General features: G+C 57.3%; 22 protein-coding genes and 1 other RNA gene. 8 read left to right on the top strand and 15 right to left on the bottom strand.

The window, feature by feature from the left end; all coding sequences use genetic code 11:
- Positions 1 to 261, bottom strand: coding sequence for a type B 50S ribosomal protein L31 (locus L379_RS17455; RefSeq protein WP_015571255.1), 261 nt, complete (start codon positions 259 to 261; stop codon positions 1 to 3).
- Positions 262 to 478: 217 nt separating this feature from the next.
- Between L379_RS17455 and L379_RS17460 the strand changes: the two genes are divergently transcribed.
- Entirely contained in the window at positions 479 to 2047 is a 1569-nt protein-coding gene (locus L379_RS17460) for an EAL domain-containing protein (protein ID WP_032652730.1), read from the top strand.
- Here L379_RS17460 and L379_RS17465 read toward each other — a convergent pair.
- Entirely contained in the window at positions 2040 to 2312 is a 273-nt protein-coding gene (locus L379_RS17465) for a metal-sensing transcriptional repressor (RefSeq protein ID WP_015571258.1), read from the bottom strand. The genes L379_RS17460 and L379_RS17465 overlap by 8 nt on opposite strands.
- A gap of 134 nt (positions 2313 to 2446) precedes the next feature.
- On the opposite strand from L379_RS17465, the gene L379_RS17470 reads away from it, so the two are divergent.
- Positions 2447 to 3262 carry a nickel/cobalt efflux protein RcnA gene (locus tag L379_RS17470; protein ID WP_032652728.1) on the top strand — a complete coding sequence of 272 codons (816 nt, stop codon included), beginning with the start codon at positions 2447 to 2449 and terminating at the stop codon, positions 3260 to 3262.
- A 35-nt stretch (positions 3263 to 3297) separates the two neighbouring features.
- Here L379_RS17470 and L379_RS17475 read toward each other — a convergent pair whose 3' ends face one another.
- The 3 genes from L379_RS17475 to L379_RS17485 form a co-directional block, all read right to left on the bottom strand.
- The gene (locus tag L379_RS17475) at positions 3298 to 6387 is read right to left on the bottom strand and encodes a beta-galactosidase (protein WP_032652727.1); all 3090 of its coding nucleotides are present in this window, start codon (positions 6385 to 6387) and stop codon (positions 3298 to 3300) included.
- Positions 6388 to 6490: 103 nt separating this feature from the next.
- On the bottom strand, positions 6491 to 7561 hold the full coding sequence (locus tag L379_RS17480; RefSeq protein WP_015571260.1) for a LacI family DNA-binding transcriptional regulator: 1071 nt from the start codon (positions 7559 to 7561) through the stop codon (positions 6491 to 6493).
- A 77-nt stretch (positions 7562 to 7638) separates the two neighbouring features.
- Entirely contained in the window at positions 7639 to 8250 is a 612-nt protein-coding gene (locus L379_RS17485) for a membrane protein YczE (RefSeq protein WP_032652725.1), read from the bottom strand.
- An 84-nt stretch (positions 8251 to 8334) separates the two neighbouring features.
- On the opposite strand from L379_RS17485, the gene L379_RS17490 reads away from it, so the two are divergent.
- Entirely contained in the window at positions 8335 to 9756 is a 1422-nt protein-coding gene (locus tag L379_RS17490; RefSeq protein WP_032652723.1) for a MocR-like transcription factor YczR, read from the top strand.
- Between the two features lie 70 nt (positions 9757 to 9826).
- On the opposite strand, the gene L379_RS17495 is transcribed toward L379_RS17490, so the two are convergent.
- The 3 genes from L379_RS17495 to ffs form a co-directional block, all read right to left on the bottom strand.
- Positions 9827 to 10042 (bottom strand): hypothetical protein, encoded by a 216-nt coding sequence (locus L379_RS17495; RefSeq protein WP_032652721.1) that lies wholly within the window; start codon positions 10040 to 10042, stop codon positions 9827 to 9829.
- The gene (locus L379_RS17500; RefSeq protein WP_032652719.1) at positions 10039 to 10290 is read right to left on the bottom strand and encodes a hypothetical protein; all 252 of its coding nucleotides are present in this window, start codon (positions 10288 to 10290) and stop codon (positions 10039 to 10041) included. Before L379_RS17500 ends, L379_RS17495 begins: the two co-directional genes overlap by 4 nt.
- A 247-nt stretch (positions 10291 to 10537) precedes the next feature.
- Positions 10538 to 10634: signal recognition particle sRNA small type (gene ffs / locus L379_RS24850), an RNA gene on the bottom strand.
- Positions 10635 to 10804: 170 nt separating this feature from the next.
- Between ffs and L379_RS17505 the strand changes: the two genes are divergently transcribed.
- Positions 10805 to 11116, top strand: a complete 312-nt coding sequence (locus L379_RS17505; RefSeq protein WP_003859016.1) for an MGMT family protein — start codon at positions 10805 to 10807, stop codon at positions 11114 to 11116.
- Positions 11117 to 11153: 37 nt separating this feature from the next.
- Here L379_RS17505 and L379_RS17510 read toward each other — a convergent pair whose 3' ends face one another.
- Positions 11154 to 11681 (bottom strand): YbaY family lipoprotein, encoded by a 528-nt coding sequence (locus L379_RS17510; protein ID WP_017383199.1) that lies wholly within the window; start codon positions 11679 to 11681, stop codon positions 11154 to 11156.
- Between the two features lie 203 nt (positions 11682 to 11884).
- Here L379_RS17510 and tesB point away from each other — a divergent pair, with 203 nt between their 5' ends.
- Positions 11885 to 12745 (top strand): acyl-CoA thioesterase II, encoded by an 861-nt coding sequence (gene tesB, locus L379_RS17515; RefSeq protein ID WP_032652717.1) that lies wholly within the window; start codon positions 11885 to 11887, stop codon positions 12743 to 12745.
- 95 nt (positions 12746 to 12840) lie between these two features.
- On the opposite strand, the gene amtB is transcribed toward tesB, so the two are convergent.
- From amtB to L379_RS17540, 5 genes are all read right to left on the bottom strand, one after another.
- On the bottom strand, positions 12841 to 14127 hold the full coding sequence (gene amtB, locus L379_RS17520) for an ammonium transporter AmtB (RefSeq protein WP_015571265.1): 1287 nt from the start codon (positions 14125 to 14127) through the stop codon (positions 12841 to 12843).
- Positions 14128 to 14162: 35 nt separating this feature from the next.
- A complete protein-coding gene (gene glnK, locus L379_RS17525) occupies positions 14163 to 14501 on the bottom strand; it encodes a P-II family nitrogen regulator (protein WP_006809867.1) in 339 nt (112 codons plus the stop codon).
- 211 nt (positions 14502 to 14712) lie between these two features.
- A complete protein-coding gene (locus L379_RS17530) occupies positions 14713 to 16494 on the bottom strand; it encodes a SmdB family multidrug efflux ABC transporter permease/ATP-binding protein (protein WP_032652715.1) in 1782 nt (593 codons plus the stop codon).
- On the bottom strand, positions 16487 to 18241 hold the full coding sequence (locus L379_RS17535) for a SmdA family multidrug ABC transporter permease/ATP-binding protein (RefSeq protein ID WP_017383197.1): 1755 nt from the start codon (positions 18239 to 18241) through the stop codon (positions 16487 to 16489). The genes L379_RS17530 and L379_RS17535 overlap by 8 nt, the downstream gene beginning before the upstream one ends.
- Before the next feature lie 30 nt (positions 18242 to 18271).
- A complete protein-coding gene (locus tag L379_RS17540; protein WP_015571267.1) occupies positions 18272 to 18730 on the bottom strand; it encodes an Lrp/AsnC family transcriptional regulator in 459 nt (152 codons plus the stop codon).
- 115 nt (positions 18731 to 18845) lie between these two features.
- Here L379_RS17540 and L379_RS17545 point away from each other — a divergent pair, with 115 nt between their 5' ends.
- Positions 18846 to 19892 (top strand): PLP-dependent cysteine synthase family protein, encoded by a 1047-nt coding sequence (locus L379_RS17545; protein ID WP_017383196.1) that lies wholly within the window; start codon positions 18846 to 18848, stop codon positions 19890 to 19892.
- A 41-nt stretch (positions 19893 to 19933) separates the two neighbouring features.
- Here L379_RS17545 and cof read toward each other — a convergent pair whose 3' ends face one another.
- Positions 19934 to 20752 carry an HMP-PP phosphatase gene (gene cof, locus L379_RS17550; protein ID WP_032652713.1) on the bottom strand — a complete coding sequence of 273 codons (819 nt, stop codon included), beginning with the start codon at positions 20750 to 20752 and terminating at the stop codon, positions 19934 to 19936.
- 101 nt (positions 20753 to 20853) lie between these two features.
- Here cof and L379_RS17555 point away from each other — a divergent pair, with 101 nt between their 5' ends.
- Positions 20854 to 22554 (top strand): SgrR family transcriptional regulator, encoded by a 1701-nt coding sequence (locus tag L379_RS17555; protein ID WP_032652712.1) that lies wholly within the window; start codon positions 20854 to 20856, stop codon positions 22552 to 22554.
- 66 nt (positions 22555 to 22620) lie between these two features.
- A complete protein-coding gene (gene queC, locus L379_RS17560; RefSeq protein ID WP_015571271.1) occupies positions 22621 to 23316 on the top strand; it encodes a 7-cyano-7-deazaguanine synthase QueC in 696 nt (231 codons plus the stop codon).
- The last annotated feature ends 16 nt before the right edge of the window (positions 23317 to 23332 follow it).

Below are 23332 nucleotides of genomic sequence, written 5' to 3'. Positions count from 1 at the left end.
TTAGCCTCGCTTCGCATCAAGAAAGCCGCCAAAACGCTTGCGGAAGCGTGCCGCGCTGCCATCCGTCGAGAAGGTCTTCTGCTTCCCGGTATAAAACGGATGTGATTTAGAGGAGACATCAAGGGTAACGTAGGGATACGTTTTCCCTTCAAGCTCAATTTCACGGTCTGTCTTAATCGTTGAGCCGACTTTAAAGTATTCATTCGCCGTGGTGTCGTGAAACACAACGGTGCGATAGGTTGGATGGATATTCGGTTTCATCTCTGGCCTTCATGTATTGTTATAACATAACAAAATACTATCTGAGCTTTGCTGCAAAAACAACCCCTGTGACGCTCAGCCTGTTTTTGAAAGGTTTATTCAGGTACCTGCCTGAGACTGTTGCATGCTATAACTATATCATTTAGCGATAAAAAACTTTTTCCTCTGGCGCGCAAACTCCAGGCCCGAGGCGGGCATATGGGAAGGATAAAGCAGCATGCGAACCCGACATCTGGTCAGCCTGGTGACAGGCGTACTGATTTTCTCTGTGCTGGTCCCTGTCTGCCTCAGTATCTGGCTGGCGCATCGTCAGGCTGAGGAGAAATTTGTGGATGCGCTGGACAGCTATGCCTCGCGCGTCCTGATCCGTACCGACAGAGTCGTTGCGCAGGCAAAACAGGCGCTCACGCACCTACAGACATTCCACTCCCCGCCCTGCACTCCCCCGCATTTACGCGAAATGCGTCGGGTTGAATTCTCATGGCGCTATATTCAGGAAGTGATGTATATCGATAACCTGAAGCCGCTCTGCTCATCCCTTGAACAATCCAGTAATACGGCGATCTTACCGCCCCCGATGCGGATCACCGCAGACGGGTATAGCGCGTGGCTCACCTCGCAAAACGACCTCGGCATTCACCGCTATATGGCCGTTCTGGGGAAAGGACATTATCTGGTGATGGTTGATCCTGCCTCGCTTGTGGATGTTGTCCCGTTTGGTGAAATTTCGATGGATGCCGCCCTGGTGGGCAGTGAAACCCATCGGATATTTGCCAGAAGCAATATTGTCGACCCGTATATTCTTTCTGTCGTTAAGGAGCAGCAGGACGTTACGCGCGTACAATACAACGGCTCGATGTACGTGTTGAAACCTGTACCCGAACTGGGTTTTACGGTGATCGCGTGGGCGTCGTTAAAACCGCTGGCGGAATCGTGGCACCAGCAGCTGATCATCTGGTTACCGGCTGGCATCTTGCTAAGCCTGGCTGCTGCCCTTATTGTCCTGCGCATCCTCCGCCGTTTGTTATCCCCGCGTAACCGCCTGATCGACGCAATCAACAACCGGGAGATCGAGGTTTACTATCAGCCCATCGTAGCGCTGTGCAGTGGAAAACTGGTGGGTGCTGAAGCGCTGATGCGCTGGCCGCAGCCAGATGGCAGTCACCTGTCGCCCAATCTCTTTGTGCCGCTGGCTGAGCAGACGGGGCTTATTTCAACGCTGACGCAGCTGGTGGTGAATAAGGTGTTTGAGGATTTAGGCGCCTGGCTGCATCATCACCCGGAACTGCACATTTCTGTCAACCTTGCGCCATCCGATTTAACGTCCCCCGAGCTGCCTCGCCAGCTGAGTCAGTTGCTCAACAAATGGGGCGTCCACCCGCGCCAGATCGCCCTTGAATTGACCGAGCGCGGCTTTGCCGATCCCGCCGTCAGCGTGCCTGCCATCGCTGCGTTTCGCCGCGCCGGGCACGCTATCTACATTGATGATTTTGGTACGGGTTACTCCAGCCTGAGCTATTTGCAGGATCTGGATGTCGATACCCTGAAGATTGATAAATCCTTTGTGGATGCGCTGGAGTACAAGAACGTGACTCCACACATCATCGAAATGGCCAAATCGCTTAAACTGGCGATGGTCGCAGAAGGCATTGAAACTGAAGGGCAGATCGAATGGTTGCATCGCCACGGCGTGCAGTACGGCCAGGGCTGGTATTTCAGCAAGGCGCTGCCTAAAGAGGATTTCATTCTCTGGGCCGGGCACAATCTGGAGAAGCACATTACTTAAGGTACGATTTGATCACCTGCATCACGACCCCGAGATCGGCCTCGCGCTGCGCTTCCTCTGGCTCTTTCACCACGTGATCGGTTAAATGCCCCTCAATCACTTGCATCATCATACCGTTTACCGCGCCCCTGATCGCCGCCAGCTGCTGTAACACCTCGGCGCATTCATGATCGCTGTTAAGCATTTTTTCCAGCGCAGCGCTTTGCCCCTGAATTTTTTTCAGGCGGGTCAATAACTTCTTTTTATCACGAACTGTGTGTGACATCGCTTAGCTCCTCTTTGGTGGCGTAAAAAGCATATCACGCTCTACTCCCCCTGGGTATTTTTCTACTGGGGGGTAGTATTATACTACTGGGGGGGAGTAGTATTCTCGGCATGTTTTCCACCCCGGAATGTTCAATGAACGATTTTTCTTCTCTTCTACAGCAGGGTAACGCCTGGCTGTTTGTCCCCAGCGCCATCCTGCTTGGCGCGCTCCATGGCCTTGAGCCAGGCCATTCAAAAACAATGATGGCGGCTTTCATTGTGGCGATCCGCGGTACGCTGAAACAGGCTGTGTTGCTTGGGTTGTCCGCAACGCTGTCTCATACGGCGGTCGTCTGGATCATTGCGATGGCGGGATTATGGTTTGGTCGGGGATGGGATGCAGATACTTCTGAGCCCTGGTTTCAGTTGATTTCCGGGGTTCTGATCGTGTTGATCGCCCTGTGGATGGCGTGGCGAACCTGGCATGAGAGCCAGCCGCATCACCACCATGATAATCATCATCACCATCATGATCATCACGACCACGCGCATCATCACGACCACACTTCTCCTCTGGTTGAAGAGGAGTGGCAGGATGCCCACCAGCGCGCACACGCCCAGGACATTAACCGACGCTTCAACGGTAAAGAGGTCACCACCGGGCAAATCGCGCTATTCGGCCTGACCGGTGGGCTTATCCCCTGTCCGGCCTCCATTACGGTGCTGCTGATCTGCCTGCAACTGAAACATTTCGCGCTCGGCGCCACGCTGGTGTTCAGTTTCAGTATCGGACTGGCGCTCACTCTCGTCGCCTCTGGCGCAATTGCCGCATTAAGCATGAAACATGCGGCGAAGCGCTGGCCCGGCTTTAGCGCCTTTTCGCGCAAGGCGCCGTGGATCTCAGCGGCACTGATCGCGGTAGTCGGGATTTATATGAGCATTCACGGCGTAAGCGGGATCCTGAGATAAGCATTGCGGCCACGGCAGTGGCCGCACGTGTCGGCTCAGCCGTTCTGCTGCCAGCTAAACGTGTAGCGCAGCCGGCGGTTTTGCAGAATGAAGGCCGGGGCTACGCTCGGGCTCCATGAGTCGTCCCCCCCTACGCCCATGTGAAACGCATCAAGATTCAACCAGCAGCCAGCCTCTTCCCGCAGCAAGTGCTGATGCGTTGTCTCATGCAGCTGCCGCTGGCTATAACGGCTCAGGGAGAAATGGAACTGTCCCTGCAACTGATGGGAGCCAAACGTCAGCTCGCGGGTGTCGCAGCGCAAACCGTTCTCCGTCGGGAAAATATACGGCGTCTGCATCTCTTCCAGCGGTAACGCCCAGCGCCCCTGCTGCGCCGCCAGTTTTCTGTCCGGATAGTTCTCCAGCGGGCCTAGCCCCAGCCAGCGCACCGTTTCCGGGATATCCGCCAGCATAACGCTCAGGCCCACGCGAGCGGGCTCAGGAATGTCAGACGCCACCGTCACCTGCACATCACCGTGCAGCACCCCGTGGTCATCAATCCGCCAGAGCTTGCAGCTGATAAAAAGCGCTTTTCCCTGATGTTCCCAGACGTGCTGCGTGGTCACCACCACCTCACGGGCATGCTGCTCCGCTTCACACTGGAGGAGGCGCGAGGACATCTCATACATCCCCGCCGCTTTCCAGCGTTCCACCCACGCGTTCGGATCGATGCGGGTCGCCTCGCTGACGCCAATGTCATTGTCCAGCGGCGCGCGGGTGAAGTTATCCGTTAGCGGGGAACGGAGCGTTTCAGCGCCCTCGTTCCACCACTGGGTCAGGTTTCCGGTGAGACGGCTAAACTGCCAGCGCTGCTGCTGATGAGTAATGTCCAGCGCTTCGTCCTGCACCGTTAGCTGCGGAGGGGTTCCGCCTGCTTTCGGTGGCGCAAGGTACAGCGGAGCCGGGAGCGGCCACTGATCCCAGGCACAACGGTGGCCGGGCGGCGACCACGGCGTGGCCTGCGGCTGAACGATCTCCACGTTGAGCCAGACCTCGCCCGGCTCAGCGTCAAGCTCAGGCAGCGGGATCTCAACGCGCTGCGTCTCCTGAGGCGCAACAGAAAGGGGTGTTTCGCCGGAAGCCAATACCGCACCGTCACGCGCCACTGACCATCGCAGATGCTCGTTGTCAGTATGACGGAACAGATAATCGCTCTGGATATCGACGACCAGCGGAACGGTGCTCACCAGCGTAAAGGTAAAGAACTGCTGGGCACGCTGCGCCTCGTAAAGGGCGGGGTGCGGAGTGCGATCGGGAAACACCAGCCCGTTGAGGCAGAACTGACGGTCGTTGGGCTTATCGCCAAAATCGCCGCCGTAGGCCCAGAATGCCGTGCCGTCTTCCGCTTTTTTCGTCAGCGCCTGATCGACCCAGTCCCAGACAAATCCGCCCTGCAACCGGGGATGGCTGCGGAATGCCTGCCAGTAGCTGGCAAAGCCGCCAAAGCTGTTGCCCATCGCGTGGGCATACTCGCACAGGATCAGCGGACGGGTTTCGTCCGGCATGCCGATCCACTTTTTAATCGACCACTTTGGCACCGCCGGGAATGGCTGATCCTGATCGACGCGGGCATACATCGGGCAGACAATATCGGTAGCGGCCGTACTGGCGCCACCGCCTTCGTACTGCACCGGCCGCGTGGGATCGGCGGTTTTCAGCCAGCGGTACAGCGCATCGTGATTCGCCCCATGCCCGGACTCATTCCCCAGGGACCAGATGATGATGGACGGATGATTCCGGTCCCGCTGCACCATACGCGTTACGCGTTCGCTCATGGCAGGCAACCAGCGCGGATCGTCCGCCAGGCGGCTCATCGGCACCATGCCGTGGGTTTCAATATTCGCCTCATCGACCACGTACAGGCCGTAGCGATCGCAAAGCGTGTACCACAGAGGATGGTTCGGATAATGCGAGCAGCGCACGGCGTTGAAGTTATGCTGCTTCATCAGTTCGATGTCGCGGCGCATGGTCGCCTCATCCATCACCTGCCCCTTCTCAGGATGATGTTCGTGACGGTTCACGCCGCGGATCAGCAGCGGTTTGCCGTTAAGCTTCAGCAGGCCGTTGCTGATTTCGACGCGTCTGAAACCGACATCGCAGGCTTCAGTCTCCAGCACGTTACCCTGCGCATCCCGAAGCGACATTGTCAGCCGATAGCATTCCGGTGTTTCAGCGCTCCACAGCGCGGGAGCGTTCACGGGGATCGCCACCGTGAGCCGTTCTGCCCAACTGCCACGTTCGTCCACGATGGCCGATCCGGGCTGCTGCGTGGTTTGCGCGCAGGCTTCGCCGTTACGCCACAGGGTAAACGCCACCTCGCATTCGGCGTAGCGTGAGCCTTCCAGCGCAACGTCAACCCGGAGTATCGCCCGATCGCATTCGGCATTCAGATCGGTCACGATCTGATAATCGGCAATTCGCGTTTCCGGCTTGTGCAGCAGCGAGACGTCACGGAAAATGCCGCTCATCCGCCACATGTCCTGATCTTCCAGGTAGCTTCCGTCGCACCAGCGTAACACCATCACCGCCAGACGGTTCTGCCCCGGTCGCAGCACCGCGCTAAGATCGAACTCCGCAGGCAGACGGCTGTCCTGCGAATAGCCCACCCACTGGCCGTTACACCACAGATGAAAAGCTGAATTCACCCCGTCAAAAATAATGCGGGTTTGCCCGCTGCACAGCCAGGCGTCATTCATCTCAAATGTGAGCGAGTAACAACCAGTTGGGTTTTCAGCCGGAACATACGGCGGGTTCACATTTATCGGATAGGTGACGTTGGTATAGATGGGAGTGTCAAATCCCTCCATCTGCCAGTTCGACGGCACGGGCATCTCAACGGCGTCAGCCAGATCGTCCGTTATCCATGCCTCGGGAACCTGCTCTGGCGCCGGGAAAAAGCTGAATCGCCAGACGCCGTTAAGCAGACGCTTGCTTAGCGAAAGTTTATCCTCGCGGGCGAAGGTTTCATCGCGCCAGCTATGAAAAGGCGCGTGTGTAGCCAGACGATTCCACTGCGTCACGCCCGGGTTTTCCCAGTCACGACGCGCCAGAAGTGCGCTGAGGGTCAGCGGTAATGTAGAAGACATATCAACCTCTTCGCGAAGCGCTCACAATTTCAGCCAACATGCCCTGGTAAACGGTGGCGGTAAAGACTTTGATCGTCACCAGGCGAGCACGATCACAAAAGTGCTAGCTGCGCGCCAGTTTCTCCGCCAGCAGCGCCAGCGTTCTGAGCTGTTGCGCCAGATCTTCACGATCGGCCTGCTGTGCGGCGCGCGGCGCGGTGGAATGACGTACTATCAACGTAACGGGAAGTTGTTCCTGCCAGCATTCGTCGTGATGGTCAGGTGCCATCAGCCACTCCACGCTGCGCTCACCGGCCTCGCGGAACGCCTGCCGAACGGTGGTGAGCGGAGGTGAAAACCACGCGCTGTCAGCCGTATCATCAAACCCGACAACCGAGATCTGCCCCGGTACCGCAACGCCTTTTTCCGCACAGGCGCGTAAAACGCCAAGCGCCATCTGATCGTTAGCGACGAGGATCGCCTCCGGCAGTTGCGCGCCCGCCAGGAGCTGATGCCCTTTCTCATAGCCCGAGGCCGCGCTCCAGTCGCCCTGCGCCACCGCAAACGCCTCCACGCCGGCCCGGGCCAGCGTGGTTTTCCATCCCGCCAGACGAGCCCGGGCAGAGACAGAACTTTCCGGCCCGGCGAGCAGCGCAATTCGCTGGTGCCCCAGCGAAAGCAGATGCTCTGCCCCCAGGCCAGCGCCCTGTTCGGCATTGAAAACAAGGCTGTTAACCCGAGCTGTGGGGGAAACATCGAGAAAAAGAACCGGGGTCGGCGAGGCCATTTCCTGAAGCATTTCTGCCTGTGCATCTTCCAGCGGAACGTTCACCAGCAGCGCCTCCACGCGCTGCGCCAGTAATTCCTGCAAAGCAGCCTGACACTGCGCGGGTTGCTCCACCATGGAGATGAGTACGCTAGCCCCCTGCTCCACTGCCCGGGATTTTACAGCTGAGGCGATTTGCGACGGCGCATGCAGCGCCAGATCGCTGGTCATCAGCCCCAGCGTGCGGGTACGTTTCCCGGCCAGCTGCTGCGCGCCACGGTTAGGCACATAGTGTAGCGCCGCCATGGCCTGCCGGACCTTTTCCCGCGTACGGGCAGAAACGTGTTCTGCGTCGTTAATCACCCGGGAAACGGTCTGATAGGAAACGCCCGCCACGCGGGCAACGTCATAAAGAGTGATCGCTTTCATACATTCTGGCGTCGTAAAAAGAGAAGTCTCTATTCTGACACAGTTACGCCATCATAGCCTGTGAGCGCTTCGCAAAATTAAACAATCCGCTCCGGCCGCGCGGCTTTCTGAAGGCGCGGTCTCTGGCGAAACCACGGCAAACAGAGCTGGATCAGCGGGCCGATGGTTAATGCATACAGTACGGTTCCAACGCCAAACGCTCCCCCAAGGAGGTAGCCGACGATCAACACGGTCACCTCGATCGCGGTACGCACGCTGCGGATCGACCAGCCCAGCCGGGCATGTATGCCGGTCATCAGACCGTCCCGCGGGCCTGCGCCAAAACCCGCACCGATATACATCCCGGTGGCAAGGGCGTTAACCACAATGCCGGAAACCAGCAGGGTGATGCGCACGGGCAGCGAGGTGAGCTCAGGGATCAGCGCCATTGACGCATCTGCCGCCAGACCAATACAAATCACATTACTGATAGTGCCCAGCCCCGGCAGCTGACGCAGCGGGATCCACAGCAGCAGCACCGCGGCCCCGGTTAAAATAATCACCGTGCCGATGCTCATCCCGGTCTGGATGGCGACGCCAAGGTGAAAGACATCCCACGGGTCGACACCCAGATCCGAACGTATAAACATCGCGGTTGAAAGCCCGTACAGGCCTAAACCGACATAAAGTTGTACCAGACGACGTACCATTTTCTCTTCTCCGAAGAACCAGGTTCCATCTTCGGTGAAAATGGCACTATGATTAATGTCCAGTTTTCAAATAGTGGACTGCACATGTCATCACGTCGTTTTGGAAGCCAGTCTCTGGTACGCCTGTTAGGGCACTGGCAGCAAGCCTCTTCCCGCACCCCGCTGTGGCGCCAGCTGGCTGACGCGTTACGCCTGTTAATTCTGGATGGCAGGCTGGCGCTAAACACACGCCTGCCCGGAGAGCGGGAACTGGCCGCCGCTCTGAGCGTAAGCCGCACCACCATCAGCAGCGCGCTGGCGCATCTGCGGGAAGAGGGTTATCTGGAGAGCCGTCACGGCAGCGGTTCGCGGGCGATCCTGCCAGACCGCCGCGCCGTGCCCACGCTTTCTACTGCCAGCGCGGCGCTGGATCTCTCAACCGCCGCACTCAACGCGGGACCAGAGATCCACCAGGCCTACGCCCACGCGCTGACGGCCATCACGCCGAATCTGGCGCTGACCGGGTACGATCAGCTTGGGCTTCCGGTGCTGCGTGAAGCTATCGCCGCCCGCTACACCGCACGCGGTCTGCCCACCCGGGCAGACGAAGTGATGGTGGTGAACGGCGCCGTCAGCGGCTTCGCCCTGATCTTAAGAATGATGACCGGTCCCGGGGATCGCGTGGTGGTAGATCATCCCACCTACCCGCTGGCGATAGCCGCTATTCAGGGGGCGCTATGCCGGCCCGTGGGCGTCTCGCTGCCTGAAACGGGCTGGGATACCGACGGTTTTGCCGCAACGCTTGCCCAGACAGCCCCGCGTCTGGCCTATCTGATGCCGGATTTTCATAATCCGACCGGACGTTGCATGGATGCCGCGACGCGCCAGACCATAACCGACATCGCCGCGCAGACCCGCACCACGCTGGTGGTGGATGAAACCATGGTCGATCTCTGGTTCGATGTTCCCCCGCCGCCGCCGCTGGCCGCCTTTAACCCGGAGGCCACGGTGATGACGCTGGGTTCCGCAGGTAAAAGCTTCTGGGGTGGGCTGCGTCTCGGCTGGATCCGCGCCTCGTCACGCACTATCGCCACCCTCGCGCAAACGCGCGACACGCTGGAGCTGGGCTCGCCGGTGCTGGAACAGCTGGCCACGCTGTGGCTTATCGAAAACAGTGCAACCTTCCTGCCTGCCCGGCGGCAAATGCTGGCAGAACGGCGCGACCGCTGCGGCCAGATGCTGCGGGAACATTTCCCCGAATGGCGGTTTCAGGAAGCGGAGGGAGGGCTTTCATACTGGATTGAATTACCCGGCATGCTGGCGACACAGCTGGCGGCACGCGCCGAAACGACAGGCATCATTATGGGCACCGGCACGCGTTTTGGACTATCAGGCGCGTTTGACCGCTACCTGCGTATGCCCTTCTCACTCAGTTCACCAGAACTTGAAGAGGCATTATTGCGGATCAAACCGCTGTGGCGTGCATTAAATAAAAGTGTAGCGCCAGTAAAACGGAGCCTGGTGTAAATTATTCGCCAGAAACAATAAAAACTGCTGACTGTATCGCATGCAGTCAGCAGTTTTCATGAAGAACAACTTAATGTTGAGGTGGAATCGGGAAGCCTTTCAGCGAAATAATGAAATTATCCCCTTCTTTCTTTATTCTTGCACCGGTATCACACCAGTCAGACGCAATACGAAAGAACTCATCACTTCCTACATTCCAGCCAAGACGAACATGTTTCACGTAGCCGGAACGTAACAGATTGCAGGCCTCGTTGTAGTCACTGGCAGTCGATAGTTGTTGTTTCATTTTCTTTTCTTCAGAAGTTTACGTAGTGCTTTGATTTCTTTAGGAGTAAATGGAGTTACGCTCTCTTCTTCCGTATGCTGATTATCAACATCCTCTTCCGATACTCCCGCCTCTTCTACTGCTTCAAATGCCAGCAGCAGCAGTTTCTCTGTGGTCACGCTTAAATTCTCATTATTTTCTTCCGCATAGTGGCGAAGTCTTTCTTTTAGCGCTTCATCAATTTTAACGTTTAAAACCGCAGTAACCATGATTGTCACATCCTTTCGGAACACGTGTTTAATTTAATACACGAAGATAAGTTTGTTATCCAGATATATATTTTTTAGCTTATGACAGAATAAAGGCATCGAAAAATAAAATGACAGTCTATTATTACAGGTTTATGACATTATTATTTCAGTTAAATGAAGGTTGCATTACAAAAAATACAATAGTCACATAATTTAGAAGGTTTATTCAGGGGAACGACTGGAGAGGAGCTCAAATGGGTGGGGGCCCTGCCAGCTACATCCCGGCACCCACGTCGTCTGCCCTGGCTGCTTCCTTCCGGACCTGACCTGGTGAACAGAGTAGCGTTGCGGGAGAACCAACAGAGCCCCCATTGAGAGCGTTGATAACCAACGCGCTGGCGCATTATCCCTGTGGAGCACCTCAATTGCAAGCCGCTGGCAACCGGATGCTGGATTATTGCGCAAACTGCCCCGACAATCTTCTTTATCTTCGTATAACATTACCCTTCGCTGATTTCCCGCAGGAGAAACAATGGACGAACATGACACTTTCCCACAGCGAGTGTGGCAAATCGTAGCCTCGATCCCGGAAGGCTGTGTCACGACCTATGGGGAAGTCGCCCGGCTGGCGGGTTCTCCGCGCGCGGCGCGTCAGGTAGGCGGCGTGCTAAGGAGGCTACCAGAAGGAAGCACGTTACCGTGGCACCGGGTCGTCAATCGCCATGGCGCCATTTCCCTCACCGGGCCAGACTTGCAGCGCCAGCGTCAGGCTTTACTTTCAGAAGGGGTGCAGGTGTCCGGGGCAGGACAAATTGATATGCAGAAGTATCGCTGGGAGTACTGACGCCCTCTCCCGTCAACATGGAGAGGGCGAAAGAGAATTACAGCTGTGTTGGCGGTGTAGGCAGAGTCGGCTGATTGTTCTGCGTTGCAACAGGTACTTCAGTTTGCTGCACCGGTACCAGGGTCAGGTCGATTTTGGTGCCGCCTTTGTTGACCGCTTCCTGCACGGTATCGGTGATAAAGACCAGCTTATCGTTGATCGTTACCGCCGCGCTCAGGAGGATACGCGCATTGGGTTGCACGTCAGACGGGTTGTACGGCAGCACAAAGCTGAACGGCGCCTGTTTACCCTCTGTACGAACCGCGCGCTGCGCAAGCACTTTAGACGGCGCATCCGCCAGGGAAGCATCAGACAGCGTGACCGTTAAAACCGCATCCGGCGGCAGCGCAACCTTCTGTTTGATCCAGATCGTACCGGAAACATTTGGCTGCTGAATAGCTTGCTGTGAAAGGGTGTTAATCCCGTTTGCGCTTGCTGTTGGCACCGGTACATCGGCACTCTTACCAGCACAGGCGGACAACGCTACCGCAATTGCTACACCACTGAGCATAGGCACGAGTTTCATTGAAGTCTCCTTATCATCAATGCACCAGCGGGATCGATCCCATCTGATGTCGTTTTATTCACATAACGAATACAAGTGTGGCACAAATCACGGATTTATGCCTAATTTCGTCCGGATATTAAGATTATTCTACCCATCGGACCACTTTCATTTCTGGGTTATACTCAGCGTATCTTTCGCCACGGCGTTTATTGAGGACCACTATGAGTCAGGCACTGAACAATCTGCTGACATTACTGAACCTGGAAAAAATAGAAGAAGGGCTATTTCGCGGACAGAGCGAAGATTTAGGCTTACGCCAGGTTTTTGGCGGCCAGGTCGTGGGGCAAGCGCTGTATGCCGCCAAGGAGACCGTCCCGGCAGACCGTCTGGTGCACTCGTTTCACAGCTACTTTTTACGCCCCGGTGACAGTGCTAAACCGATTGTTTACGACGTGGAAGTTCTGCGTGACGGTCAAAGCTTCAGCGCCCGTCGCGTGGCGGCCATCCAGCATGGCAAACCCATCTTCTACATGACCGCCTCGTTCCAGGCGCCAGAGCCGGGCTATGAGCATCAAAAAAAGATGCCGTCTGCCCCGTCGCCGGACGATCTGAAATCGGAAACCGAAATTGCCCGCGCTCTCGCGCATCTGCTGCCGCCGCAGGTAAAAGAGAAGTTTCTGTGCGATAAACCGCTGGAGATCCGCCCGGTCGAATTTCATAACCCAATGAAGGGGCATACCGCTGAGCCCGCCCGCCAGGTGTGGATCCGCGCCAACGGCAGCGTACCCGCAGATTTACGCGTGCATCAGTACCTGCTGGGGTATGCGTCGGATTTCAACTTCCTGCCGGTTGCGCTACAGCCGCACGGTGTGGGCTTCCTCGAAAAAGGGATGCAGGTAGCCACAATTGACCATTCCATGTGGTTCCACCGTCCATTCGATATGAACGAATGGCTGCTTTACAGCGTGGAAAGTACCTCTGCGTCCAGCGCGCGCGGCTTTGTACGCGGGGAGTTTTACGCTCAGGATGGCGTGCTGGTGGCTTCTACCGTGCAGGAAGGTGTGATGCGTAATCGCGGGTGATGTAAAAAGCCCGGTGGCGCTGCGCTCACCGGGCCTGCGAATTGTGCTTTTTCAGGCCGGGTAAGGCGAAGCCGCCGCCCGGCAAGGCACTCAAATTATGCGTTATAGGCATTCTCGCCGTGGCTGTTGACGTCCAGGCCTTCGCGCTCCTGCTCTTCCGGCACGCGCAGCCCAACGGTCATATCCGCCAGCTTGTAACCGATAAAGGCCACAACACCGGACCAGACAACGGTGATCGCGATGCTTTCCAGCTGTACCAGCACCTGATGCATCATGGTCACGCCTTCTGCGTAACCCACACCGCCCAGAGATTGGGCAGCAAAGATACCGGTCATGATACAGCCGACGATGCCGCACACACCGTGTACGCCGAATACATCACACGGATCGTCAACGCGCAGAACACGTTTCAGTGCGGTAACGCCCCACAGCCCCGCCAGTCCTGCGACGATACCGATCAGCAGCGCACCGCCCACGCCCACGTAACCGCACGCTGGCGTAATACCTACCAGACCGGCAATCGCCCCGGAACAGGCACCCAGCAGCGATGGCTTGCCGCGAACGGCCCACTCGCCAAATACCCATGAGAGGATAGCGCCGGCGGTTGCCACAACGGTATTCACGAAGGCCAGCGCGGCGATTTCGTTAGCGGCGCTGGCTGAACCTGCGTTGAAGCCGAACCAGCCAAAATAGAGGATGGCGGTGCCGGTAAAGACCATCGGCAGATTGTGCGGCTTGAATGCTTCCTTCCCGAAGCCCACGCGCTTACCAATCAGGTATGCGCCTACCAGACCTGCTACCGCGGCGTTGATGTGCACAACGGTACCGCCCGCAAAGTCCAGCGCGCCATGGGAAGCCAACAGACCACCTCCCCAGACCATATGCGCAATCGGGATATAGGAGAGCGTCAGCCAGACCACCACGAAAATCAGTACCGCAGAGAAGCGGATACGCTCAGCCAGCGCGCCCACAATCAGCCCCACGGTGATGCAGGCGAATGAGCCCTGGAACGCGACATGAATATACTGATAAAAACTGCCCATCACCGCGGTCAGTTCGATATTTTTCAGCATCGCCCAGTTAACGTTGCCGAAGAAGGCGTTGCCCTCCCCGAAGGCCAGCGAGTAACCGTAAACCACCCACAGCACGCACACCAGCGCGAACGTGACGGCAACCTGCGTCAGCATGGAGAGTACGTTCTTGCCGCGGATCAGGCCGCCGTAAAACAGCGCGATCCCCGGAATCGTCATGAACAGCACCAGCGCGGTGCAAATCATCATAAAGGCGTTATCGGCTTTGTCTGCCACAGCAGGTGCAGCCATTGCCAGGCCCGGCAGCAGTGCCAGCGAACCCAGACCTGTTTTCATTGTTGCTTTCTTCATTTTCTCGATCCCTATCACTGTGTGCCAGGAGTTACTTACAACGCCGCTTCGTCAGATTCGCCGGTACGAATGCGAATGACGCGCTGTAGTTCGGCAACGAAAATTTTGCCGTCGCCAATTTTTCCGGTGTAGGCTGCTTTGCTGACGACATCAATCACCTCATCAAGCTGATCGTCGGCAATCGCCACATCAATCTTCACTTTTGGCAGGAAGTTAACGCTGTATTCCGCCCCGCGATAAAGCTCGGCATGACCTTTCTGACGCCCAAAGCCTTTCACTTCGGTGACAGTCAGTCCCTGAATACCCATGGAAGACAGCGCTTCACGCACGTCTTCGAGTTTGAATGGTTTGATTACCACCGTAACCAGCTTCATATATCCCCTCCAGTCAGAATTCGGTAATGGCCGCAGCTAACACGAAAGGGATATTGCAAAGGGTGTGCCAGAAGTGAAAGGTGAGGAGGAAAGCGCCGCGGCGCGGATGCGCCGGGAAGAGGCGAAAAAAAACGCACCATGGCAGTGCAGGGTGCGTTTCAGTTTTGCACCAACGGTTAAGTCTGTTAGCGCATTGCCTTGTTATGGTGCATCAGGCGCTGAGTGACTCTTCCTCGCGCGCGCTGGCGGCCAGTTCGTCGCCTGCCAGCTGCAACTGATACATCTGCCAGTAGCGTCCTTTTGCCTCAAGCAGCGCTCTGTGCGTCCCCCGTTCAACGGCCTGGCCACGGTGCAGCACCAGAATGGTATCGGCATCGACGATGGTTGAGAGGCGGTGGGCGATTACCACCAGCGTAGTGCGATCCCGCACGGCAGCCAGCGCCTGCTGGATCGCCTGCTCGGTACCGGAGTCAATGCTTGCGGTCGCTTCATCCAGAATTAACACCTGTGGCGTCTCAATCAGCACGCGCGCCAGCGCAAGAAGTTGCTTTTGCCCGACCGAGAGATTATTGCCCTGCTCACCCAGCCGGGTATGGATCCCCTCGCTTAACCCGCGCGCCAGATCCGCAAGCTGCACCGTTTCCAGCACCTCCCATACCTGCTCAGGCGTGAAAGGTCGTCCCAGCGTCACGTTGGCATAAAAGGTATCCGCCAGTACCACCGGATCCTGCTGCACCATCGCGACGCCCTTACGTAACGCGTTGTGGCTAAGCGCGGCAAGCGGCCGTCCGTCCAGACGGATCTCCCCTTGCGTCAACGGATAGTTGCCCATCAGCAAACTGGCGAGCGTGCTTTTGCCGCTGCCGGTATGCCCAACCAGGGCGACAAAACCGCGCGACGGTACCTCGAGGTTGATATCCTGCAAGACAAGCTGGTCGTCGCGGTAGGCAAACGAGACATGATCAAACGCTATGGATCCACTTTCCAGCGGGCGTTCGTCATCGCCATAGGTCTGACGCGGCCTGTCCATCAGCTCGAATACACGTTCGCCCGCGACCACTGCCTGTTGCAGCATCGATTGCTGCGTGGTGAGTTCAATCAGCGGTTCGTTAAGGCGTCCAAGGTAGCTGATAAATGCGTACAGTACCCCCACCTCGATGGTTCCGCGCGTCGTCAGGCCAAACAGCATCAACAGCCCGCACAGCACCAGCGCAGAGAAGAGGCTCAGCAGCGGGCGTAACAGGAAGCCATCCAGCCGTAACGTCTGCATCCGCGCCATATAGTGCGAGCGGCTGGCTTCTCCCATTCGCTCGCCAAAACGCGCCTGCTGGCGAAACTGCTGGATAACGCTCATGCCGTTGATCACTTCGTTGAAGCCATCATTGATATCTGCGAGGTAAGCGCGCACGCGACGAACAATCGGCGTGCTGTAGCGCTGGTAAATTACCATCACAATCAGCACCGCCGGGAAAATAGCGATCGCCACCAGCGCCATACGCCAGTCCAGGCTGAACATCGCCACCAGCATCGCGCCAATCAACGCGGCACTGCGCAGAACCGTTGCGACAACGGTTACATAGAGGTCGCGGATCACCTCGGTGTCATTGGTGACGCGCGAAATAACCTGCCCGACCGGCTGAGTATCAAACTCGCTCAGCGGCTGGCGCAGCGCGGCATCCATCACATCCGTGCGAAGCTGCTGGACCACGCCCACGGCGGCCCGGTTAAACAGCAGCGACTGCGCATAGTGCAGCCCCGCCGCCGTCAGCTGTAGGCCGACATACGCCACGCCCAGCCCCGCCACCAGCCCCAGCGGCAGATAGTTTTTCGCCACCATATTGTCGATGAAATAACTGATAAGCAGCGGACCGGTCACCTCCGCAATCGCGGCGATCCACAGCAACAGCACGGCGATGGAAAGCGGTTTGCGCCACGGTGAGCCATAGGCCAGCAGCCGTTTTAACGTCGGCCACATCTGTCCAAACTTACGCATCGGCGACCTCCTCATCCAGCGCGGCTTCAAGCTGTTGATAGCGGTACATATCCCGATACCATCCGGTCTGCCCGGCAAGCTGCTCATGCTGACCACGCTGAGCAATATGCCCGTGCTGAAGCACCAAAATTTCGCTGGCTTCGGTAAGGGCCGACAGACGGTGCGCGCTGATGATGACCGTGCGCCCCTCTCCCCACTGGCGAAGGTTATGCAGAATTTGATGTTCTGTACGCCCGTCAACCGCGGACAGCGCATCATCCAGTATCAGGATCTCAGCGTCCAGCAGCAGCGCGCGGGCAATAGAGATACGCTGTTTTTGTCCGCCGGAGAGCATAACGCCCCGCTCACCCACTTCCGTATCGTAGCCCTGCGGCAGGCGCAGAATATCCTCGTGGACGCTGGCCAGACGCGCCACGTGCTCGATCTGGTCCTGTGTCGCCGTCGGACACCCGAGCGCGATATTGTTGGCAATGGTGTCTGAAAACAAAAACGGCGTCTGGCTGACGACCGCCAGGCGGCTGCGCCAGTCATCCAGCAGCAGACGTGGCAGAGGGACGTCGTGGAAACGGATATCGCCTTCGCTCACGTCAAAATGGCGCTGAATCAGTGACAAAATGGTGCTTTTACCGGAACCCGTCGGGCCACAGATGCCCAGCATCTGACCAGGACGCAGCGTGAAACTGACGTTCTCAAGCACCGGATGTTCCGTTTGCGGGTAGATAAAGGCGCGGATATCAGCCTTGAGAATACCCGGACCTTCCGGCACCGGCTCGCTGCCATCGTTCACGACCGGCACTTCCGCCAGCATGGCGCGGATACGGCTGTAAGCGGCGCTCCCGCGTTCAACGATATTAAACATCCAGGCCAGCGCCAGCATCGGCCAGATCATCAGCCCAAGGTACATCGCAAAGCTGGTTAACTGCCCGAGGGTCATCGTGCCTTGCACCACCATCCAGCTGCCGCCGCCCACTGCCAGCAGGTTCGCCATGCCAATCGCAATATAAATTGTCGGATCGAAACGGGCATCAATACGCGCCACGCGCATGTTTTTCGCGCCGGTATCGGCGGCGTCGGCGGCAAACAGCGCGGACTGGCGGTCTTCCAGACCAAACGCTTTGATCATGCGGATGCTGGTCATGCTCTCCTGGGTGCGATCGTTCAGCGACGAGAACGCCGCCTGCGCCAGCTTAAAGCGTTCATGGAGCTGCTCGCCGTAGCGGTTAATTGCCAGCGCCATCAGCGGCATCGGCAGCAGCGCCAGCAGCGTGAGCTCCCAGCTAATTTGCGTAGACATCACAATCAGTACCGCACAGCCCATCACCAGGGAATCCACCAGCGTTAGCACCCCTTCACCGGCGGCAAACACCACGCGGTCTACATCGTTAGTGGCGCGGGCGATGAGATCCCCGGTACGGTGACGCAGATAAAACTCAGGGTGCTGGCGGCTCAGCTGGCGGTAAAAGTCCTCGCGCAGCTCAACGGCAAGCTGATAGGACGCGCCGAACAGCAGCACGCGCCAGACATAACGCAGCAGGTAAACCACCACGGCCGTCAGCACCAGCGTACCGCCCCACATCATCACCCGTGCGGCGGTGTAATGTTGTTCCGTAACGCCATCCACGACGTAACCCACCACTTTGGGCGGGATCAGTTGCAGAATGGCAATGATAATAAGCAGGGCCACCGCGCCGAGGTAGCGTTGCCACTCCCGACGAAAGTACCAGCTTAATTGGGCAAATAATCGCACGCGGTCTTTTCCTGAAGGTATTTTAAGAAGTTATTCAATGGGTAACGCTGTGGTGTATTTAATCTGTTCCATGGCGAAACTGGAGGTGACATCGGACAAGCCCGGTACGCTATTGACCAGCCGCTTGTAGAAATCATCGTAGCGCTTCATGTCTGCCACCTGAACGCGCATCAGATAGTCGTATTCCCCTGCCATGCGCCAGAAGCCGAGCACTTCGGGCATGTCGGAAACCTGGGTGACGAAGCGGCAGTACCATTCGCTACTGTGATGCTGCGTTTTTATCAGGACGAAGGCGGTCAGTCCAAGCCCCAGTTTTTCGGGATCCAGCAACGCCACGCGTCCCAGCAGAATGCCATCATCTTCCAGCTTCTTGAGGCGCTTCCAGCACGGTGTGGTGGTCAGATTAACGGCATCTGCCAGCGCCTGCAAAGAGAGGGTGCAGTCGCTTTGCAGCAAAGAAAGCAGCTTACGATCAATTTTATCTAACATAGCCACCTCGAAGAGAAAATTATTCTCCTTACATTCTATTTTAAAGGTCAGATAGCAACAATTTTTTCTGTGCTTTTCGCTATGCTGGGCACAAAATGACAAACGGATAACTACGATGAATAGCACCTGGGTTAAACATGCCATCAGCGAAATAAATGCCGACTATCAGCGCTCGGCAGACACCCACTTGATCCGCCTGCCTCTGCCTGGATTTCCCGGCATTCAGCTTTACCTGAAGGATGAAAGCACCCATCCTACCGGCAGCCTGAAGCATCGCCTGGCGCGTTCACTCTTTTTATACGGTTTATGTAACGGCTGGATCAAAGAAGGCACCACGATTATTGAATCGTCGTCCGGATCAACTGCCGTCTCCGAAGCCTACTTTGCCCGCCTGCTGGGCCTCCCGTTTATCGCCGTGATGCCCTCCTGCACGGCGAAACGTAAAGTCGAACAGATCGAATTTTACGGCGGACGCTGCCACTTTGTGGAAAGCGCCTGCGAAATCTATGCGGCCTCCGAAATGCTGGCCCGCGAACTGAATGGTCACTATATGGACCAGTTCACCTTCGCCGAGCGCGCCACCGACTGGCGCGGCAATAATAACATTGCGGACAGCATTTTCCGCCAGATGACCCACGAGCCGCATCCTGTTCCCTCTTACATTGTCATGAGCGCGGGCACGGGCGGAACCTCCGCCACCATCGGACGTTATATCCGCTGTCAGGGTTATGATACGCAGCTGATGGTGGTTGACCCGCAAAACTCGGTGTTCCTCGATTACTGGCAATCCCGCGATGCCAGCCTGCGCAGCCCCGTGGGGAGCAAGATCGAAGGGATTGGTCGCCCGCGCGTCGAACCCTCGTTCATTCCGGACGTTGTGGATGAGATGCTCCGCGTGCCGGACGCCGCCAGCGTCGCGACGGCGCACTGGCTGGAGACACAGCTTGGCCGTAAAGTCGGGGCTTCCACCGGCACCAATATGTGGGGCGCGCTACAGCTGGCCGCGAGGATGCGCGAAGAAGGCCGTACCGGCTCTGTCGTCACGCTGCTGTGTGACAGCGGGGAGCGCTACCTGGACACCTATTACAACGCAGAATGGGTGCAGGCAACTATTGGCGATGTAGAACCGTGGAAAGCGCAGATTTCGCAGCTGGTGAAATAAAAAAAAGCCAGGCTAAAGCCTGGCTTGCTGGAAGGGTCTCACTATTCGGGGGAATATGGGAGGTTATTTTTGTCCAGCCAATGCGTCAAAAAATGGGACACCGCTTCGTTACGACAGTGTCCGATAACCGGTAAATGCGGGAGCGCGGCAATAAGTTGCGGCATCGCGTTCCCCATAATCCGTCCACGACCCACGCTGCTCAGCATCTCGTGGTCGTTCATGGCGTCACCAAAGGCCATACAGTCCTGCATCGTCAGCCCCAGATGATCGCTCAGCACCGCCAGCGCAGATCCTTTGTTACAGCCCACCGGCAGCACTTCAAGGCAGTCCACCGCCGAGAAGGTCAGGTGCGCCCGGTCGCCCAGCGCCTCGTTAAGCTGAATACGCAGGCGGCAGAGATCGTCGTGATCGCCACAGAAGCAGATCTTGGTCACCTTGTGTGCCGGAATGCGGCGCAAATCGATAAGCTGATATTTAAAGCCGCTGTAAACGTGTGCGTGCAGCAAGGCCGGGATCTCACGCCCGGTAAACCAGCCTTCATCGTTGAAAACATGCACGCTGGCCTGCGTATCCCAGGTGCTGTGCAGGACAATGTCCGCCACTTCCGGGTTCAGATCCTGACGGTGCAGCACATCGCCGTCGACGGAGTGAATGCGCGTCCCGTTGCCGGTGATCAGGAACGCATCGAGAGCAAATGTTCCCAGCAGATGGCGCATCTCCAGCACATGTCGACCAGTGGCAAACGTCAGGGTAACTTCTCGCTCGCGCAGGCGCTTAAGTGTGTTCAGGGTTTTCTCCCCTAAACGGTGATCCGGCATTAACAGCGTGCCGTCCATATCAAATGCAGCGAGCCGAGCCATGATTACTCCCGAAATGTGATGCGGTTAACTTGTGCATCAGTATTACGTGGGATATACGGAAGTAATAGTGAATAGATGATAATTATTGTTCCGGGTTTTTCATGCGCCAGCTTAACCGTCTTAACCAGTATCAGCGTCTGTGGCACCCCTCCGCCGGCTCACCGCAGCAGGTGACCATCAGTGAGCTTGCCAGCCGCTGCTTTTGCAGCGAGCGACATGTTCGCACCCTGTTGCGCCAGGCGCAGGAGGCGGGCTGGCTAAGCTGGCACGCCCGCTCCGGACGAGGAAAGCGTGGGGAATTACGCTTTCACGTCACCCCGGACTCGTTGCGTAATACGATGATGGAAGAGGCCCTGAAAAGTGGACAGCAGCACAACGCGCTGGAGCTGGCCCAGCTCGCGCCTGAAGATTTGCGATCGCTGCTGCATCCGTTTATGGGCGGGCAGTGGCAGAACGATACGCCGACGCTGCGTATTCCCTACTATCGCTCGCTGGAGCCGCTTCAGCCAGGGTTTCTCCCTGGCCGGGCGGAGCAGCATCTGGCGGGACAGGTATTCTCTGGTTTGACGCGTTTTAATGGTACCAGCAGTGAACCCACGGGCGATCTGGCGCATCACTGGGAAATCTCCGCTGACGGCCTGCGCTGGCATTTCTACATTCGCTCCACCCTGCACTGGCATAACGGCGATAAAATAGAGACGGCACAGCTCCGGCAAAGCCTGACGGCGCTGTTATCGCAGCCCGGCTTGGGCACGCTTTTCCGCAGCGTCTTACGTATCGAAACCACGCATCCGCAGTGCCTGACGTTTATTCTCCATCAACCTGACTACTGGCTGGCGCACAGGCTGGCAACCTACTGTAGCCGTCTGGCGCATCCCGATTACCCCGTGGTGGGCAGCGGTCCCTTTCGACTGAGCGTTTTTGAGCCTGAACTGGTGCGTCTGGAAAGCCACGAGCAGTATCACCTTGGCCATCCGTTGCTTAAGGCTATCGAGTACTGGATCACGCCCCAGCTTTTTGACTACAGTCTGGGCACCAGCTGTCGCCACCCGGTGCAAATCGCCATTGGCGAGGCCGACGAGCTGGCCAGCCTGCGGCTGGTGAGTAACAGCACCAGTCTGGGCTTCTGCTACCTCACGCTGAAACAGAGTCCGCGTCTGAGCGAACTTCAGGCAAAGCGGCTGATTAATATCATTCACCTCTCAACGCTGCTGCACACGCTTCCTCTGAACGAAGGACTCATTACCCCTACCGAGGAACTGCTTCCCGGCTGGGCGATCCCCCAATGGCCTGATTTAACCGACGTTGCGCTGCCAGAGGCATTGATGCTCGTCTACCACCTGCCGGTTGAGCTTCACACCATGGCCAGCCAGTTAAAAGCATACCTTGCGCGGCAGGGTTGTGAACTGACCGTCATCTTTCACGACGCCAAAACGTGGGACGGGTGCCAGCAGCTTGCCGATGCAGACATCATGATGGGAGACAGACTGATTGGCGAAGCGCCAGCGTACACGCTTGAGCAGTGGCTCCGCTGCGATGCGCTCTGGCCGCATCTGCTGAGCGCACCGGCATACGCCCATTTGCAGGCCACGCTGGATGCGGTGCAGACGCAGGCCGACGAACGTGACCGACACGCAGGACTTCAGGCTATCTTCAGCCGGTTAATGGAGACAGCCGTCCTGACGCCGCTCTTTAACTACCAGTATCAAATCAGCGCGCCTCCGGGCGTCAACGGCATACGCCTTAACACTCGCGGCTGGTTTGACTTCACCGAAGCCTGGCTTCCTCCCCCAAACGCGTGAAGAAGCTGGTCGCCGCTTTAGCCAGGCGTTAACATGACGCTTTTACTGTAACTGTCGAGATGATCTATGAAACGTGCCGTCGTCGTGTTCAGCGGAGGACAAGATTCCACCACCTGCCTGATTCAGGCGCTTCACCAGTATGATGAAGTGCACTGCGTCACTTTTGATTATGGTCAGCGTCATCGCGCTGAAATCGATGTCGCTCGTGAACTGGCCCTCAAACTGGGCGCCCGCGCTCATAAAGTGCTGGACGTGACGCTGTTAAATGAACTGGCCGTCAGCAGCCTCACCCGCGACAGCATTCCGGTGCCTGATTACGAACCGGATGCCAGCGGCATTCCGAACACCTTCGTACCGGGCCGCAACATTCTCTTCCTGACCCTGACGGCGATCTATGCCTACCAGGTGAAAGCCGAAGCGGTGATCACGGGCGTGTGTGAGACCGACTTCTCTGGCTACCCGGACTGCCGGGATGAATTCGTGAAAGCACTCAATCACGCTGTCGATCTGGGAATGGCAAAAGAGACCCGCTTCGAAACGCCGCTGATGTGGCTGGATAAGGCTGAAACCTGGGCCCTGGCCGACTACTGGGGCAAGCTGGATGTTGTTCGCAACGAGACCCTGACCTGCTACAACGGCATTAAAGGGGACGGCTGCGGGCAGTGTGCCGCCTGTAACCTGCGCGCGAACGGTCTGAATCATTATTTTGCGGATAAAGCGGGCGTGATGGCCGCGATGCAGAAAAAGACCGGGCTGAAATAAGGGCTACCTGACCGTG

This window comes from Enterobacter sp. MGH 33 (assembly GCF_000534535.1).
Classification (GTDB): Bacteria; Pseudomonadota; Gammaproteobacteria; order Enterobacterales; family Enterobacteriaceae; genus Enterobacter; species Enterobacter hormaechei_C.
Note: the sequence above shows the minus strand (reverse complement) of the source record. Positions and strands in the feature narration are given on the sequence as shown.